We start from the raw sequence: 13093 nt of genomic DNA on the forward strand, positions 1-13093 counted from the left end.
GTTGAGTTCTCAAGGAACGGACGCTTCCTTTGTACTCACCCGAGAGACTCTCTCAGGCTTTCCTCCGGGCAGTTTCCCTTCGGTCTTGCGTTTCCGACTCTATCAGACTCTTTCGTGTCCGATTTCCTCGGTGCCTTTCAGGTTTCCGCTCCGGCCTTTCGGCTTTCCGCGTTTCCCTTTCCGGCGGTTCCGACTTTATCAGAAGTTCTCGGCCGGATTGACCGGCATTCGTTTTCCGATTTATCGGGGGTGCGCTTCTGGAGAAGAATTCTCGGAAGCGAGCTAGACCCTAGTCGTTGCGGGCGACTCTGTCGAATCCCAGGCAACTGTTCGAATCTACCTCCCCACTCCGTCCGTGTCAACGGCTCTTGTGGGGCGACGAGGAGACTAGCAGGTCAGAGGCCGTGAACGCACATCAGGCGGCGGTGGGTACGGAGGCGCTGCGCTCCGCCTTGTCCAAGTCCCCCGTCTCGCCGGCGCGGGCCGCTCTGCCCCCGAGCACGTAGACGTAGACGAGAAAGGCCAGCTCGGCGACGACGCCGATGGTGATGCGGGCCCAGGTCGGCAGGCCCGAAGGGGTGACGAAGCCTTCGATGGCGCCCGAGATGAAGAGGATGAGTGCCAGGCCGATCGCCATTCCCAGGGCGGCGCGGCCTTCCTCGGCGAGGGCCGCGCGGCGGGTTCGGGGGCCCGGGTCGATGAGGGTCCAGCCGAGGCGCAGGCCCGTACCGGCCGCTACGAAGACCGCCGTCAGTTCCAGGAGGCCGTGGGGCAGAACCAGGCCGAGGAAGGTGTCCAGACGGCCGGCCGAGGACATCAGGCCGATGCCCACGCCCAGGTTCAGCATGTTCTGGAAGAGGATCCAGAGGACCGGGAGGCCCAGGAAGACGCCCAGGACCAGGCACATGGCGGCTGCCTGGGCGTTGTTCGTCCACACCTGGGCGGCGAAGGATGCCGCTGGGTGGCTGGAGTAGTAGGTCTCGTACTCGCCGCCTGGGCGCGTGAGGTCGCGCAGTTCGGACGGGGCGGCGATCGACGCCTGGACTTCGGGGTGCGTTCCTATCCACCAGCCCAGGAGGGCGGCTATCGCGGTGGAGAGGAGTGCGGTGGGGACCCACCAGTGGCGGGATCGGTAGACCGCCGCGGGGAAACCCTGGGTCAGGAAGCCGGTCACGTCGCGCCAGGAGGCGCGGCGGGTGCCTGTCACGGCACTGCGCGCGCGTGCCACCAGTTGTGTGAGGCGGCCGGATATCTGGGGGTCCGGGGTGCTCGACTGGATCAGGGAGAGGTGGGTCGCGGCCCGCTGGTAGAGGGTGACGAGTTCGTCGGCTTCGGCGCCGGTGAGGCGGCGTCTGCGGCGCAGCAGAGCGTCCAGGCGGTCCCACTCGGCGCGGTGGGCGGACACGAAGACGTCGAGGTCCATCGGGTCGGCTGCTCCTCGGCTGCTGTTGCTGTGGCTACCTCTGCGGCGCGATGTGCCCTCAGCTTGGCAGACTGGCGGTTCCGAGGGCAGGGCAGGGAAGGACGGCCGGCGTGAGTGAGCTTGTGACGGGCGAGGCGGTGGCTCTTGAGCTGCGCCCCGCGAAGCTGCCCAGTCGGGCGTTGGCGGTGGTCATCGATCTCGTCGTGGCGTTCACCCTGTACATCGTGGTGACGCTGGGGATCGTGGCGTCCACCGCTTCCCTGGACGAGGCGGCGGCCGCGGCTGTGGCGGTGGCGACGTTCGTGCTGGTGCTGGTCGGAGTGCCCATCGCGGTGGAGACGCTGAGCCATGGGCGTTCGCTGGGCAAGCTGGCGTGCGGGCTTCGTGTGGTGCGGGACGACGGGGGGCCGATCCGGTTCCGGCATGCGCTGGTGCGCGGGGCCGTCGGGGTCGTGGAGATCCTCATGACGTTCGGGGTGGTCGCGTGCATCGCGTCGCTGGTGTCCGAGCGGGGGCGGCGGCTCGGGGACGTGTTCGCGGGGACGCTCGTCGTGCGCGAGCGGGTGCCGGCGGGGCCTGCCCGGTTCGTGCCTCCGCCGCCTCCGTGGCTGGTGGGGCGGTTCGCCGGGCTCGATCTGTCGGGGGTGCCGGACGGGTTGTGGCTGGCGGTCCGGTCGTACCTGACGCGGATGGGGCAGTTGGATCCGCAGGTGGGCTGGGCGATGGCGGAGCGGCTCGCCGGTGATCTGGCGGCGTGTACGGGGACGCCGGCGCCGCGTGATGTGCCGCCTGCGGCGTATCTGGCCGCGGTGGTGCACGAGCGGCGGTCGCGCGATGCGCAGCGGGCGTTCGGCGGCGGGGCGGCGGGGGTGGCTCCGGGCGGGGCGAGGCCGGCGGGTGGGCCGGGTCCGGTGTATCCGGGTGCCGGGGCGCCGGTCGGGCGGCCCGTGGGACCGGCTGACGCGGCTGTGCCTCCCGCTCTCGATGTCGCGCCTGCGCGTGCTCGCGAGGACGAGGGTCCGGGCACGGGTTTCGTGCCGCCTGCCTGACGCGGGTGCGCCGTCTCTCAGGTGAAGGTCGAGGGCGGGGATTCGAGGTGTTCGAGCTCGATTCCGGGGGCGGCGAGCACCACGTCGCCGGCGAGGTGGACGGTCTGTCGTTCCCCCGTGTTCAGGTCTGTGACCTGGTATTCGTCGACGTTCAGGGGGCCGCTGTCAGTGGCGTGTGTTTCTGTTTTCAGCAGGGCCCAGGACTGGTCGACGGTGAGGGGGGCCAGGACGGGGTCGGTGAAGCGGACCAGGCGGACGCGCGTCGCGGGGGTGGTGGGGGTGAGGCGCAGCAGGCGTGCGGTGGCGACGAGGAAGGCCGGCGAGGTGCCGGTGAACGCGTGGGCGGGGGCGTTTCCCTCGGTGGCGTGGGTGCCGGTGGGGTCGGTGCGTACCCAGGTGACGCCGTCGATGGCTGCTCCTCGTACCTGCCAGCTCGCCGCGTTGAGTTCGAGGCGGATGGGGCGGCCGAGTTCGTCGATGGCCAGGTCGACGGAGCCGGAGTGATCGCCTGAGGGGGTGATGGTCTGGGAGACGTAGCGCCAGCCGGAGGGGCCGGGGGCGCAGTGGAAGTGTTCTTCGCCGAGGGGGGTGTGGTCGTGGGTGTCGTGGAGCGAATAGCGGCCGCGGGGCATGAGGGGCTCTCGAGGTTCTTCGGGGGCGTGCGGGCGTCGGGTGGTGCCGGGTGCCGGGCCGGTACGGGGCAGGCCCCCCGCACCGGAGTGCGAGGGGCCTGCGGAGCACCGGGGTCCGCTCGGGATCAGTAGCGGTAGTGGTCCGGCTTGTACGGGCCGTCGACCTCTACGCCGATGTACGCGGCCTGCTCGGGGCGCAGCGTCGTCAGCTTCACGCCGAGGGCGTCGAGGTGGAGGCGGGCGACCTTCTCGTCGAGGTGCTTGGGGAGCACGTAGACGTCGGTCGGGTACTCGTCGGGCTTCGTGAACAGCTCGATCTGGGCCAGGGTCTGGTCCGCGAACGAGTTGGACATGACGAAGGACGGGTGGCCCGTCGCGTTGCCCAGGTTCAGGAGGCGGCCCTCGGAGAGGACGATGAGGACCTTGCCGTCGGGGAACTTCCAGGTGTGGACCTGCGGCTTGACCTCGTCCTTGACGATGCCGGGGATCTGCGCGAGGCCGGCCATGTCGATCTCGTTGTCGAAGTGGCCGATGTTGCCCACGATCGCCTGGTGCTTCATCTTGGCCATGTCCGAGGCCATGATGATGTCCTTGTTGCCGGTCGTGGTGACGAAGATGTCGGCCTTGTCGACGACGTCGTCGAGCGTCGCGACCTGGTAGCCGTCCATCGCCGCCTGCAGCGCGCAGATCGGGTCGATCTCGGTGATGATCACGCGGGCGCCCTGGCCGCGCAGGGACTCGGCGCAGCCCTTGCCCACGTCGCCGTAGCCGCAGACGACGGCGGTCTTGCCGCCGATCAGGACGTCGGTGGCGCGGTTGATGCCGTCGATGAGGGAGTGGCGGCAGCCGTACTTGTTGTCGAACTTCGACTTCGTCACGGCGTCGTTCACGTTGATCGCCGGGAACAGCAGGGTGCCGTCGCGGTACATCTCGTAGAGACGGTGGACGCCGGTCGTGGTCTCCTCGGTCACGCCGCGGATCTCCGAGGCGAGCTGGGTCCACTTCTGCGAGCCGTCGGTGATGGTGCGGTTGAGGAGCTCGAGGATGACCCGGTGCTCGTCCGACTCGGCGGTGTCGGGCGAGGGGACCTTGCCGTCCTTCTCGTACTGGACGCCGTTGTGGACGAGGAGGGTGGCGTCACCGCCGTCGTCCAGGATCATGTTCGGGCCGCCGGTGGGGGTGTTCGGCCAGGTCAGAGCCTGCTCCGTGCACCACCAGTACTCGTCGAGGGTCTCGCCCTTCCAGGCGAAGACCGGGACGCCCTGGGGGTTGTCCGGGGTTCCGTTCGGGCCGACGGCGATGGCCGCGGCGGCGTGGTCCTGGGTGGAGAAGATGTTGCAGGAGGCCCAGCGGACGTCGGCGCCGAGGGCGACGAGGGTCTCGATGAGGACGGCGGTCTGCACCGTCATGTGCAGGGAGCCGGTGATGCGGGCGCCGGCGAGCGGCTGCTCGGCGGCGTATTCCTTGCGGATGGACATCAGGCCGGGCATCTCGTGCTCGGCGAGGGTGATCTCCTTGCGGCCGAAGTCGGCCAGGGAGAGATCGGCGACCTTGAAGTCCTGGTCCTGTCGGTTGTCGACAGTCGTCATAGGGAGCTTGCTCCTCGTGGTGGTGGGTCGAGGTGGGCATGGCTGGTCTGCGGCGATGGACATACGAGTGCCCGGCGCTCGCAGCGCAGTCCGTCGGAGGCCCTCTCTCCCTCGGCCGGCCCCGTCGTGCGGGCCGCCCGACCGCCATCAGCAGCGACGTCTGGCTCAGTGACGAATCTACACCGATCGGTCCAGCCGGACCCAGCCCGCCTCCGGGTCCGGCGGCAGCGGGGAGGCCGGGCGGCGCCGGGCCGGGGCTGTCGGGGGCCTGGGCCCTAGTGGTCCGAGGCCGGGCTGTCCGGGGTCCTGGCCGGGTTGGCGCCGGCGGAGGCGGCCGCCTCGTTGTAGATGTCCGGTTCGAGGTAGATCACACGGGCGATGGGGACGGCCTCGCGGATGCGGGCCTCCGCGGCGTTGATGGCGTTGGCGACCTCGGTGGCCGTGTCGTCGTGCTCGACGGCGATCTTGGCGGCGACGAGGAGTTCCTCGGGGCCGAGGTGGAGGGTGCGCATGTGGATGACGCCGGTGACGGTGTCTCCGTCGACGAGCGCGGTCTCGATCTTCTTGACGTCGTCGACGCCCGCGGCCTCGCCCAGGAGCAGCGACTTGGTCTCGGCGGCCAGCACGAGCGCGATGGCGATGAGCAGGAGGCCGATGCACAGCGTGCCGATGCCGTCCCAGAGGCCGTCGTCGGTGGCGAGGGCGAGGCCGGTGCCGGCGAGCGCGAGGACGAGACCGATCAGCGCGCCGAAGTCCTCGAGGAGGACGACGGGCAGTTCGGGTGCCTTGGCGCGGCGGATGAACTGGGACCAGGTGAGCTTGCCGCGCAGCTCGTTGGACTCCTTGATGGCGGTACGGAACGAGAAGCCCTCGGCGATGATCGCGAAGACGAGGACGCCGATCGGCCAGTACCAGTTCTCGAGCGCGTGCGGGTGCTTGATCTTCTCGTAGCCCTCGTAGACGGCGAACATGCCGCCGACCGAGAAGAGGACGATGGAGACGAGGAAGGCGTAGATGTAGCGCTCGCGGCCGTAGCCGAAGGGGTGTTGCGGGGTCGCCTCGCGCTGGGCCTTCTTGCCGCCGAGCAGGAGGAGGCCCTGGTTGCCGGAGTCGGCGAGCGAGTGGACGCTCTCGGCGAGCATCGAGGACGAGCCACTGAAGAGGAACGCCACGAATTTCGCTGCCGCGATCGCGAGGTTGGCGGCGAGTGCCGCCACGATCGCTTTTGTGCCGCCTGAAGCGCTCATGTGTTCCCGATGTCCCTTCGTACGCCGTCCCGGTCCTGGCTCGTACGGATCTGTCCGCGTACGCCGTCCCGGGCTTTGCCCACCCTTTGCGGTGGGTCATTGTTGCAGCCCGGGACGGCCGGGGTGCGTCAGGCCACCACGGTTGCCCGGAAGAGCGTGCCGACTCCGGATACTTCGGCCTTTTCGCCCGCGGGGACGAACGCCGACTGCCCTGCGGTGAGGGCGAGTTCACCGGCGTGGACGGTGCCCGCGGTGCAGAGCAGGATCTGCGGGGTGCCGGCGGTGACGTCGTGCGGGGCCGCGCCCTCGGGAAGGACGTGGCGGGAGAGGCGGAATTCGTCGATGGGGGTCGCGTAGACCTCTTCGCCGTCGGGGGACGCCTCGGGGCGAAGGATGCCGGGGTCGGTGGCCTCGAAGCGGACGATGCGCAGGAGTTCGGGTACGTCGACGTGCTTGGGGGTGAGGCCGCAGCGCAGGACGTTGTCCGAGTTGGCCATGATTTCCACGCCGAGGCCGTCGATGTAGGCGTGCGGGACGCCGGCGCCGAGGAAGAGGGCCTCTCCGGGGTTGAGGCGGACGTGGTTGAGCAGCATGGCGGCGATGACGCCGGGGTCGCCGGGGTAGTGGTGGGCGAGCCCCGCGTAGGGCGCGTAGTCGCCGCCGAGGCGTTCGGCGGCGGCCTCGGCCTCGGCGACCGTGGTGGCCATCTCCGCGGGGTCCGCGCTCAGTACGGCCGTCAGGACCTCGCGCAGCGCGGCCTCTTCGGGGTGGGCGCGCAGCAGGTCGACGTAGGGCTTGAGGGAGTCGACGCCGAGGCCTTCGATGAGGCGTGCGGCCTCTTCGGGGGCGCGGAATCCGCACAGGCCCTCGAACGGCGTGAGGGCACAGATCAGTTCGGGCTTGTGGTTGGCGTCCTTGTAGTTGCGGTGCGGGGCGTCTATGGGAACGCCGGCGCGCTCCTCGGCCTCGTACCCCTTCTTGGCCTGGGCGAGGTCGGGGTGGACCTGGAGGGAGAGCGGGGCGCCCGCGGCGAGGAGTTTGAGGAGGAAGGGGAGGCGGGGGCCGAACTTCGCGACGGCCTGCGGGCCGAGTTCACGCTCGGGGGCCTGGTCGATCACCTCGTTGAGCGGGCCGCGCCCGGTCTGCGAGGGGGCTCCCGGGTGGGCGCCCATCCACATCTCGGCCTGCGGCTCGCCCGTCGGCTCGGCACCGATGAGGTGCGGGATGGCGGTGGTCGAGCCCCAGGCATAGGGGCGGACGGTGTTGGTGAGGCGGTCCATCTGGTGTTGTTCTCCGTACGCGGGTCAGGGGCCGGCCGGTATTCGGACCGGCCGGTTCCACGTCATGCGCCCGAGGCGAGCGCGAGGTAAACGGCGGCGAAATCCGTGACGGCGATCAGTTCGGCGAGGGTTTCCAGTTCGTCGCCCTCTTCGGGTTCGAGCTCGCTGATCGGGGTGTCGTGGCCGAGGGCCAGCTCGCGGGCGGCGGGCGCGGCGGTGAGGCCGCCGGGCCGGTCGCGCAGGAGGACGACGCGGACGCGCATCGGCTGTTCCTCGTCGACCCGGTCACGGAAGAAGTCGTCGGGGTCGGCGCCGCCCGCGAGGTCGCCGAGGAGGAGGCGGCCGTGCGCGGGGAGCGCTCCGGGCAGGTCGGACGCGAGGGCCGGGCGGCCGGCGAGTTCGGCGAGCGCGGCGGCGAAGCGGCGGCCGGCCGGGCCCGCGGCGTGCCCTTCGGTCCAGATCAGGGGCAGCGCCTCGGCGAGCTCGGCGGCGAGGGTCTTGGCGGGGTTGCTGTAGGTCGCGATGGCGGGGCCGCAGCGCTCGGCGGTGTGGTCGAGGCGGTCGGCGACCTTCTCCAGGGTCTCGGCCGGCGCGGAGAGCAGGCCGGTGCGGTCCAGGAGGGAGAGCAGCGGGGTGAGCAGGGCCCACAGGGCGCCGGGTGCGGAGGCCGCGGCGGGTTCGTCCTCCTCGTAGGGGGCGGTCGCCATCGGTACGAACAGGCCGTGTGCCCCGGCGACGGCGTCGCTCAGGGGGGCGCCCGCGGGGCTGACGGCGACGATGGTGCAGCCGCGCCGGTAGGCCTGCTCGACGAGGAGGCCGAGGCCCGGTTCGGTGCCGTCGGTGGTCGCGATCAGGAGCAGGTCCACGGGGCCCGCCCAGCCGGGCAGCTCCCAGCGCAGGGCGCCGGCGGCGGGGGCGACTCCCGTGGGGCGCAGGCGGGCGACGGGGCAGGAGGCGCCGGCGAGCCTGTTGAGCAGGTCGGCGACGCAGGTGGCGGCGAGGCCGGGTCCGGCGAAGAGGACGGCGCGCGGGCGGCCGTCCGGTTTGAGCTGGGTGATCCCGGCCTCCGCGGCGTGCCGGACCGCGGTGCGGACGCGGGCGCCGGCCTCGGCGGCGCCGCGCAGGAGTCCGCGGCGGTCCACCCTGGCCAGGGCCTCGGGGGCGTCGAGCAGCGATTCGTCGAGCATGGTGTCAGCCTCCGGGACGGCCCGTTCGGGGCCTGGGGTGGGACCTATGCGGGGCGGCGGGCCTCGTCCACGAGGAGTACGGGGATGCCGTCGCGGATCGGGTAGGCGAGGCCGCAGTCCGATCCGGTGCACAGCAGCTCGGCGTCCGCCTCCTTGAGGGGGGCGTGGCAGGCCGGGCAGGCGAGGATCTCCAGGAGGCCGGCTTCGAGCGGCATGAGGTGTCCCTTCAGCGGTGTGAATGTGTGTACGTGCGGCCTGGTCAGCGTACCGCCGGGGGCGGGGGCTCGGCTGCTCGGACGGGTTCGCGGCGGGTGTGGCCGTGGTCAGGCTCTGATGATCGCCAGGACCTCGTCGCGGATCTTGGCCATCGTGGCTTCGTCCCTGGCCTCCGCGTTCAGCCGGAGGAGGGGTTCGGTGTTGGACGGGCGGACGTTGAACCACCAGTCCACGGAGGTGATGGTCAGGCCGTCGAGCTCGTCGTGCGTGATGCCGTCCCGGCCGGCGTACTCGGTCTTGATCGCGGCGAGGCGGGCGCGCTGGTCGTCGACCGTGGAGTTGATCTCCCCGGAGCCCGTGTAGCGGTCGTACTCGGCGACCAGGGCGGACAGGGCGCCGCTCTGGCCGCCGAGGGCGGCGAGGACGTGGAGGGCGGCGAGCATGCCCGTGTCCGCGTTCCAGAAGTCGCGGAAGTAGTAGTGCGCCGAGTGCTCGCCGCCGAAGATCGCTCCGGAGGTGGCCATCTCCTGCTTGATGAAGGAGTGGCCCACGCGCGTGCGCACCGGTGTGCCGCCGTGCTCCTTCACCACCTCGGGGACGGACCAGGAGGTGATCAGGTTGTGGATGATCGTGCCCGTGCCGCCGTTCCTCGCCAGTTCGCGGGAGGCGACGAGGGCGGTGACGGCGGACGGGGAGACGGGGTCGCCGTGCTCGTCGACGACGAAGCAGCGGTCCGCGTCGCCGTCGAAGGCGAGGCCGAGGTCGGCGCCCTCCGCGCGGACGCGCTTTTGGAGGTCCACGAGGTTCGCCGGGTCGAGCGGGTTGGCCTCGTGGTTGGGGAACGTGCCGTCGAGCTCGAAGTACATCGGGACGAGGTCGAGCGGCAGGCCGGCGAAGACGGTCGGGACGGTGTGCCCGCCCATGCCGTTGCCCGCGTCGACGACGACCTTCAGGGGGCGGATCTGCGTGAGGTCGACGAGGGAGCGCAGGTAGGCCGCGTAGTCGTCGAGGGTGTCGCGCCGGGTGAGGGTGCCCGCCTTCGCGACGGGTTCGGGGGCGCCGGTCTCCAGCCACTTCTCGGCCAGTTCGCGGATCTCCGCCAGGCCCGTGTCCTGTCCGACGGGTGCGGCGCCGGCGCGGCACATCTTGATGCCGTTGTACCGGGCCGGGTTGTGCGAGGCCGTGAACATCGCGCCGGGCAGGCCGAGCGCGCCCGACGCGTAGTACAGCTGGTCGGTGGAGCACAGGCCGATCTCGGTCACGTCGGCGCCGAGGGCGGCGGCACCGCGCGCGAAGGCCCGGGAGAGGCCGGGTGACGAGGGCCGCATGTCGTGTCCGACGACGATGGCCGCGGCGTCCGTGACGCGCACGAAGGCGGCGCCGAACAGCTCGGCGAGGTGCTCGTCCCACTGGTCGGGGACCACTCCGCGTACGTCGTACGCCTTGACGATCTGCGACAGATCAGCAGCCACGGTCACCCAACTCTCCTGAAGTCCGCTTCGGACAGCACAAACTACCCGTACGGACCGACAGTCGGCTGTCAGGGCAGCATCCAGCCGAGGACTGCGGAGCTCTGTGCCATCACGATCAGACACATCACGAGCAGCAGTCCCGCGCTCCACGGCAGCACCTTGCGCAACAGGTCTCCCTCCCGGCCCGCGAGGCCGACGGCCGCGCACGCGATGGTGAGATTCTGCGGCGAGATCATCTTGCCGAGGACCCCGCCGGAGCTGTTCGCGGCGGCGAGCAGTTCGGGTGACAGGCCCGACTGCTGGGCGGCGGTGACCTGGAGCGCGCCGAACAGGGCGTTGGCGGAGGTGTCGGATCCGGAGACGGCGACGCCGAACCAGCCGAGCACGGGCGACAGGAACGCGAGGCCCGCACCGGCAGCGGCGACGAAGTGCCCGATGGTGGCGGCCTGCCCGGAGAGGTTCATGACGTAGGCGAGGGCCAGGACGCTCGTCACGGTGAGGATCGCGAAGCGCAGCTCGTACACGGTCGCCAGCCACTCGCGTACGGCCACGCGCGCGTGGACGCCGATGACGGCGGCCGTGATCGCGCCGGCGAGGAGGACGAGGGTGCCGCCGGTGGAGACGAGCGGCAGGGTGAAGACGTTGCCGCCGACGGACTTGCCCTCGGGGTTCGCGACGTTCAGGAAGGGCCAGTCGAAGACGCGTGTCGCCTCGGCGATCCAGTCCTTGACCGCGGGGATCTGCGCGATCGAGAAGATGACGACGATGAGCGCGTACGGGGCGTAGGCGCGCAGGACCTCGGGCCGCGGGTCGTCCTGGTCGAGCTCCTCGCTGCGTACGCCGGTCAGGACGGCGGCGCGTACGGGTTCGGCGACGGGCCTGCGCGCGTGCGGCACGGCGACGAGGGCGCCCGCGCCGATGAGCGCGGCTCCGATGTCGGCGAGCTGCGCGGAGACGTAGTTCGAGGCGGCGAACTGGGCGGCGGCGAAAGCGACTCCGCAGGTGAGGGCGGGTATCCAGGTTTCGCGCAGGCCGCGCCGCCCGTCCACGAGCCAGACGAGGATGAGCGGCACCAGCAGGGCGAGGAGCGGTGTCTGACGCCCCACCACCGAGGCGACGGAGTCGAGCGGGAGCCCGGTGACCTGGGCGAGGGTGACGACGGGGGTGCCCATCGCGCCGAAGGCCACGGGCGCGGTGTTGGCGACGAGGGCGACGACGGCCGCCTTCACGGGGTCGAAGCCGAGCGCGACGAGCATCACGGAGCAGATCGCGACGGGGGCCCCGAATCCGGCGAGCGCCTCCAGCAGGGCGCCGAAGCAGAACGCGATGACGAGGGCCTGGATGCGCGGGTCGTCGGACAGCCGCCCGAAGGAGCGGCGCAGGATGTCGAAGTGCCGGGTGCGGACGGTCATCCGGTACACCCACAGGGCGTTGACGACGATCCACATGATGGGGAAGAGCCCGAACAGCACGCCCTGTGCGGCGCTGGACACGGTCTGGCCGACGGGCATCCCGTAGGCGAGGCAGGCGACGAGGGCGGCCACGGCGAGCCCGATGAGGCCCGCGAGGTGGGCCTTCATGCGGACGGCGCCGAGCAGGACGAGCACGGTGACCAGGGGCAAGGTCGCGACGAGTGCGGACAGACCGAGCGATCCGGCCACCGGTTCAAGCTGCTGGACGAACACGGGCGCCTCCCGGGGCTCTGGGTGGCGAAATTGTTGTGTCCGCAACAAACTCAGGTCAATGAGTGGGACGAAGGAGATTCCGTAAAGGGGAAACCGAAGTCCGAATCCGGCTCGCCGGCGCGGCTACCGGGTGACGTCCGGCTCAGTTGTCCGGTGAGCGCAGCACCCGCAGATGGCCGCGGCGCGCGACCTCCATCGGGTCCGCCGTGCGGGGGCCCGAGCCGCCCGCCTCGGCCGCGCGCTCCTGCGGGCGGGCCGCCTCACGCACGGCGTTCGCCAGGGCCTCCAGATCGTCGCCGCTGGGGCGCGAGGGACCGGAGGTGTCGGCGAGCCGGACGACCTCCCACCCGCGCGGGGCGGTGAGGCGCTCGGAGTGCTCGGCGCACAGGTCGTAGCAGTGGGGTTCGGCGTAGGTGGCGAGGGGGCCGAGGACCGCGGTCGAGTCGGCGTAGACGTACGTCAGCGTCGCGACGGCGGGACGGCCGCAAGCGGTGCGCGAACAGCGACGTACAGGGCTCACAGCGTTGGACGGTACCGCACTCTTGAGCGGGCCGCGACGACTCCCCGGGAGGTCACCCCACCGTGTCGTGGTGCGCAGCGGCGCGCGCGGGGTTCCTGGAGCGCACCGCTGACCTGCGCGGACCGCGGGTGGTGCGCCCCGCGCCCCTGGTACGCACGGCCACCGGTCGGGGCAAATACCGACAGAAGCCGCGAGGTCGCCGGTCCGGGAGGGATGCCGAATCGCGCCCGAGTTTGGCTTGATCGGTCAGCAAGCGACATGCCGGTTCCGTGCGGGCCACCGCGGGCGGGTGCGTCCTCGGGAGGTCTACGCTGCGTCAGTGATGGAGAACCCCGTACCGCCCCCCGCCGCCGAGCCGAAGCCTCCCCGCCGCCGCGACCGGCACGGCAGGGGCATGCGCGGGCCCGTCGCCCCTCCTCAGGTCCCGCTCTCCGCGAGCCGGGCCGCGGGGTTCGCGGATCTGGTGCAGGACTCCGTGGAGCGGCTCGAGCGGCGCTTCCCGCAGCTCGCCGACATCGACTTCCTCATCCTCGACGTGCCCTCGGTCGGCACGGCCGGCGAGGGCTGGAGCGACGAGCCGGTGCCCCTGGGCTCCACGATCGCGGCGCGCGAGGGACACCCCGCGCGCGTGGTCGTCTACCGCCGCCCGGTCGAGATCCGCACCAAGGGCCGCGACGAGCGCGCGGCCCTGGTGCACGAGGTCGTGGTCGAGCAGGTCGCCGAACTCCTCGGCCTGTCCCCGGAGACGGTGGATCCGCGCTACGGCGACGAGGAGTGACCCGGCGGACCGGGT

12 protein-coding genes are annotated in these 13093 nt (G+C 71.3%); 2 read left to right on the forward strand and 10 right to left on the reverse strand.

The window, feature by feature from the left end; genetic code table 11:
- Nucleotides 1-415: 415 nt before the first annotated feature.
- Entirely contained in the window at nt 416-1423 is a 1008-nt protein-coding gene (locus tag ACFC96_RS06115; protein ID WP_376262545.1) for a stage II sporulation protein M, read from the reverse strand.
- A gap of 110 nt (nt 1424-1533) precedes the next feature.
- Between ACFC96_RS06115 and ACFC96_RS06120 the strand changes: the two genes are divergently transcribed.
- Nucleotides 1534-2472 (forward strand): RDD family protein, encoded by a 939-nt coding sequence (locus tag ACFC96_RS06120; RefSeq protein WP_376610551.1) that lies wholly within the window; start codon nt 1534-1536, stop codon nt 2470-2472.
- Between the two features lie 17 nt (nt 2473-2489).
- Here ACFC96_RS06120 and ACFC96_RS06125 read toward each other — a convergent pair whose 3' ends face one another.
- The 9 genes from ACFC96_RS06125 to ACFC96_RS06165 all read right to left on the reverse strand — a co-directional run bounded on the left by ACFC96_RS06125 (nt 2490) and on the right by ACFC96_RS06165 (nt 12300).
- A complete protein-coding gene (locus tag ACFC96_RS06125) occupies nt 2490-3104 on the reverse strand; it encodes a hypothetical protein (protein WP_376610553.1) in 615 nt (204 codons plus the stop codon).
- A 125-nt stretch (nt 3105-3229) separates the two neighbouring features.
- Nucleotides 3230-4693, reverse strand: coding sequence for an adenosylhomocysteinase (gene ahcY / locus ACFC96_RS06130; RefSeq protein ID WP_376262537.1), 1464 nt, complete (start codon nt 4691-4693; stop codon nt 3230-3232).
- Between the two features lie 275 nt (nt 4694-4968).
- On the reverse strand, nt 4969-5940 hold the full coding sequence (locus ACFC96_RS06135) for a cation diffusion facilitator family transporter (RefSeq protein WP_376262534.1): 972 nt from the start codon (nt 5938-5940) through the stop codon (nt 4969-4971).
- A gap of 128 nt (nt 5941-6068) precedes the next feature.
- Nucleotides 6069-7220, reverse strand: a complete 1152-nt coding sequence (gene manA, locus ACFC96_RS06140; RefSeq protein WP_376610555.1) for a mannose-6-phosphate isomerase, class I — start codon at nt 7218-7220, stop codon at nt 6069-6071.
- Between the two features lie 62 nt (nt 7221-7282).
- A complete protein-coding gene (locus ACFC96_RS06145) occupies nt 7283-8407 on the reverse strand; it encodes an SIS domain-containing protein (protein ID WP_376610557.1) in 1125 nt (374 codons plus the stop codon).
- A 44-nt stretch (nt 8408-8451) separates the two neighbouring features.
- Nucleotides 8452-8622 carry a Trm112 family protein gene (locus ACFC96_RS06150; protein WP_100597970.1) on the reverse strand — a complete coding sequence of 57 codons (171 nt, stop codon included), beginning with the start codon at nt 8620-8622 and terminating at the stop codon, nt 8452-8454.
- Nucleotides 8623-8730: 108 nt separating this feature from the next.
- On the reverse strand, nt 8731-10095 hold the full coding sequence (locus ACFC96_RS06155; RefSeq protein WP_376610948.1) for a phosphomannomutase/phosphoglucomutase: 1365 nt from the start codon (nt 10093-10095) through the stop codon (nt 8731-8733).
- Between the two features lie 68 nt (nt 10096-10163).
- Complete coding sequence (locus ACFC96_RS06160) at nt 10164-11780, reverse strand: L-lactate permease (protein WP_376610558.1); 1617 nt, start codon at nt 11778-11780, stop codon at nt 10164-10166.
- A gap of 142 nt (nt 11781-11922) precedes the next feature.
- A complete protein-coding gene (locus tag ACFC96_RS06165) occupies nt 11923-12300 on the reverse strand; it encodes a DUF3499 domain-containing protein (protein ID WP_206302118.1) in 378 nt (125 codons plus the stop codon).
- 322 nt (nt 12301-12622) lie between these two features.
- On the opposite strand from ACFC96_RS06165, the gene ACFC96_RS06170 reads away from it, so the two are divergent.
- On the forward strand, nt 12623-13078 hold the full coding sequence (locus tag ACFC96_RS06170; protein ID WP_376262578.1) for a metallopeptidase family protein: 456 nt from the start codon (nt 12623-12625) through the stop codon (nt 13076-13078).
- Nucleotides 13079-13093: the final 15 nt, after the last annotated feature.

Source organism: Streptomyces sp. NPDC055955 (genome assembly GCF_042270245.1).
Taxonomy (GTDB): Bacteria; Actinomycetota; Actinomycetes; order Streptomycetales; family Streptomycetaceae; genus Streptomyces.

Coding starts and splice junctions, on each gene's coding strand:
- ACFC96_RS06115 (WP_376262545.1), bottom strand. CDS start 1,423: ATGGACCTCGACGTCTTCGTGTCCGCCCACCGCGCCGAGTGGGACCGC.
- ACFC96_RS06125 (WP_376610553.1), bottom strand. CDS start 3,104: ATGCCCCGCGGCCGCTATTCGCTCCACGACACCCACGACCACACCCCC.
- ahcY (WP_376262537.1), bottom strand. CDS start 4,693: ATGACGACTGTCGACAACCGACAGGACCAGGACTTCAAGGTCGCCGAT.
- ACFC96_RS06135 (WP_376262534.1), bottom strand. CDS start 5,940: ATGAGCGCTTCAGGCGGCACAAAAGCGATCGTGGCGGCACTCGCCGCC.
- manA (WP_376610555.1), bottom strand. CDS start 7,220: ATGGACCGCCTCACCAACACCGTCCGCCCCTATGCCTGGGGCTCGACC.
- ACFC96_RS06145 (WP_376610557.1), bottom strand. CDS start 8,407: ATGCTCGACGAATCGCTGCTCGACGCCCCCGAGGCCCTGGCCAGGGTG.
- ACFC96_RS06150 (WP_100597970.1), bottom strand. CDS start 8,622: ATGCCGCTCGAAGCCGGCCTCCTGGAGATCCTCGCCTGCCCGGCCTGC.
- ACFC96_RS06170 (WP_376262578.1), top strand. CDS start 12,623: ATGGAGAACCCCGTACCGCCCCCCGCCGCCGAGCCGAAGCCTCCCCGC.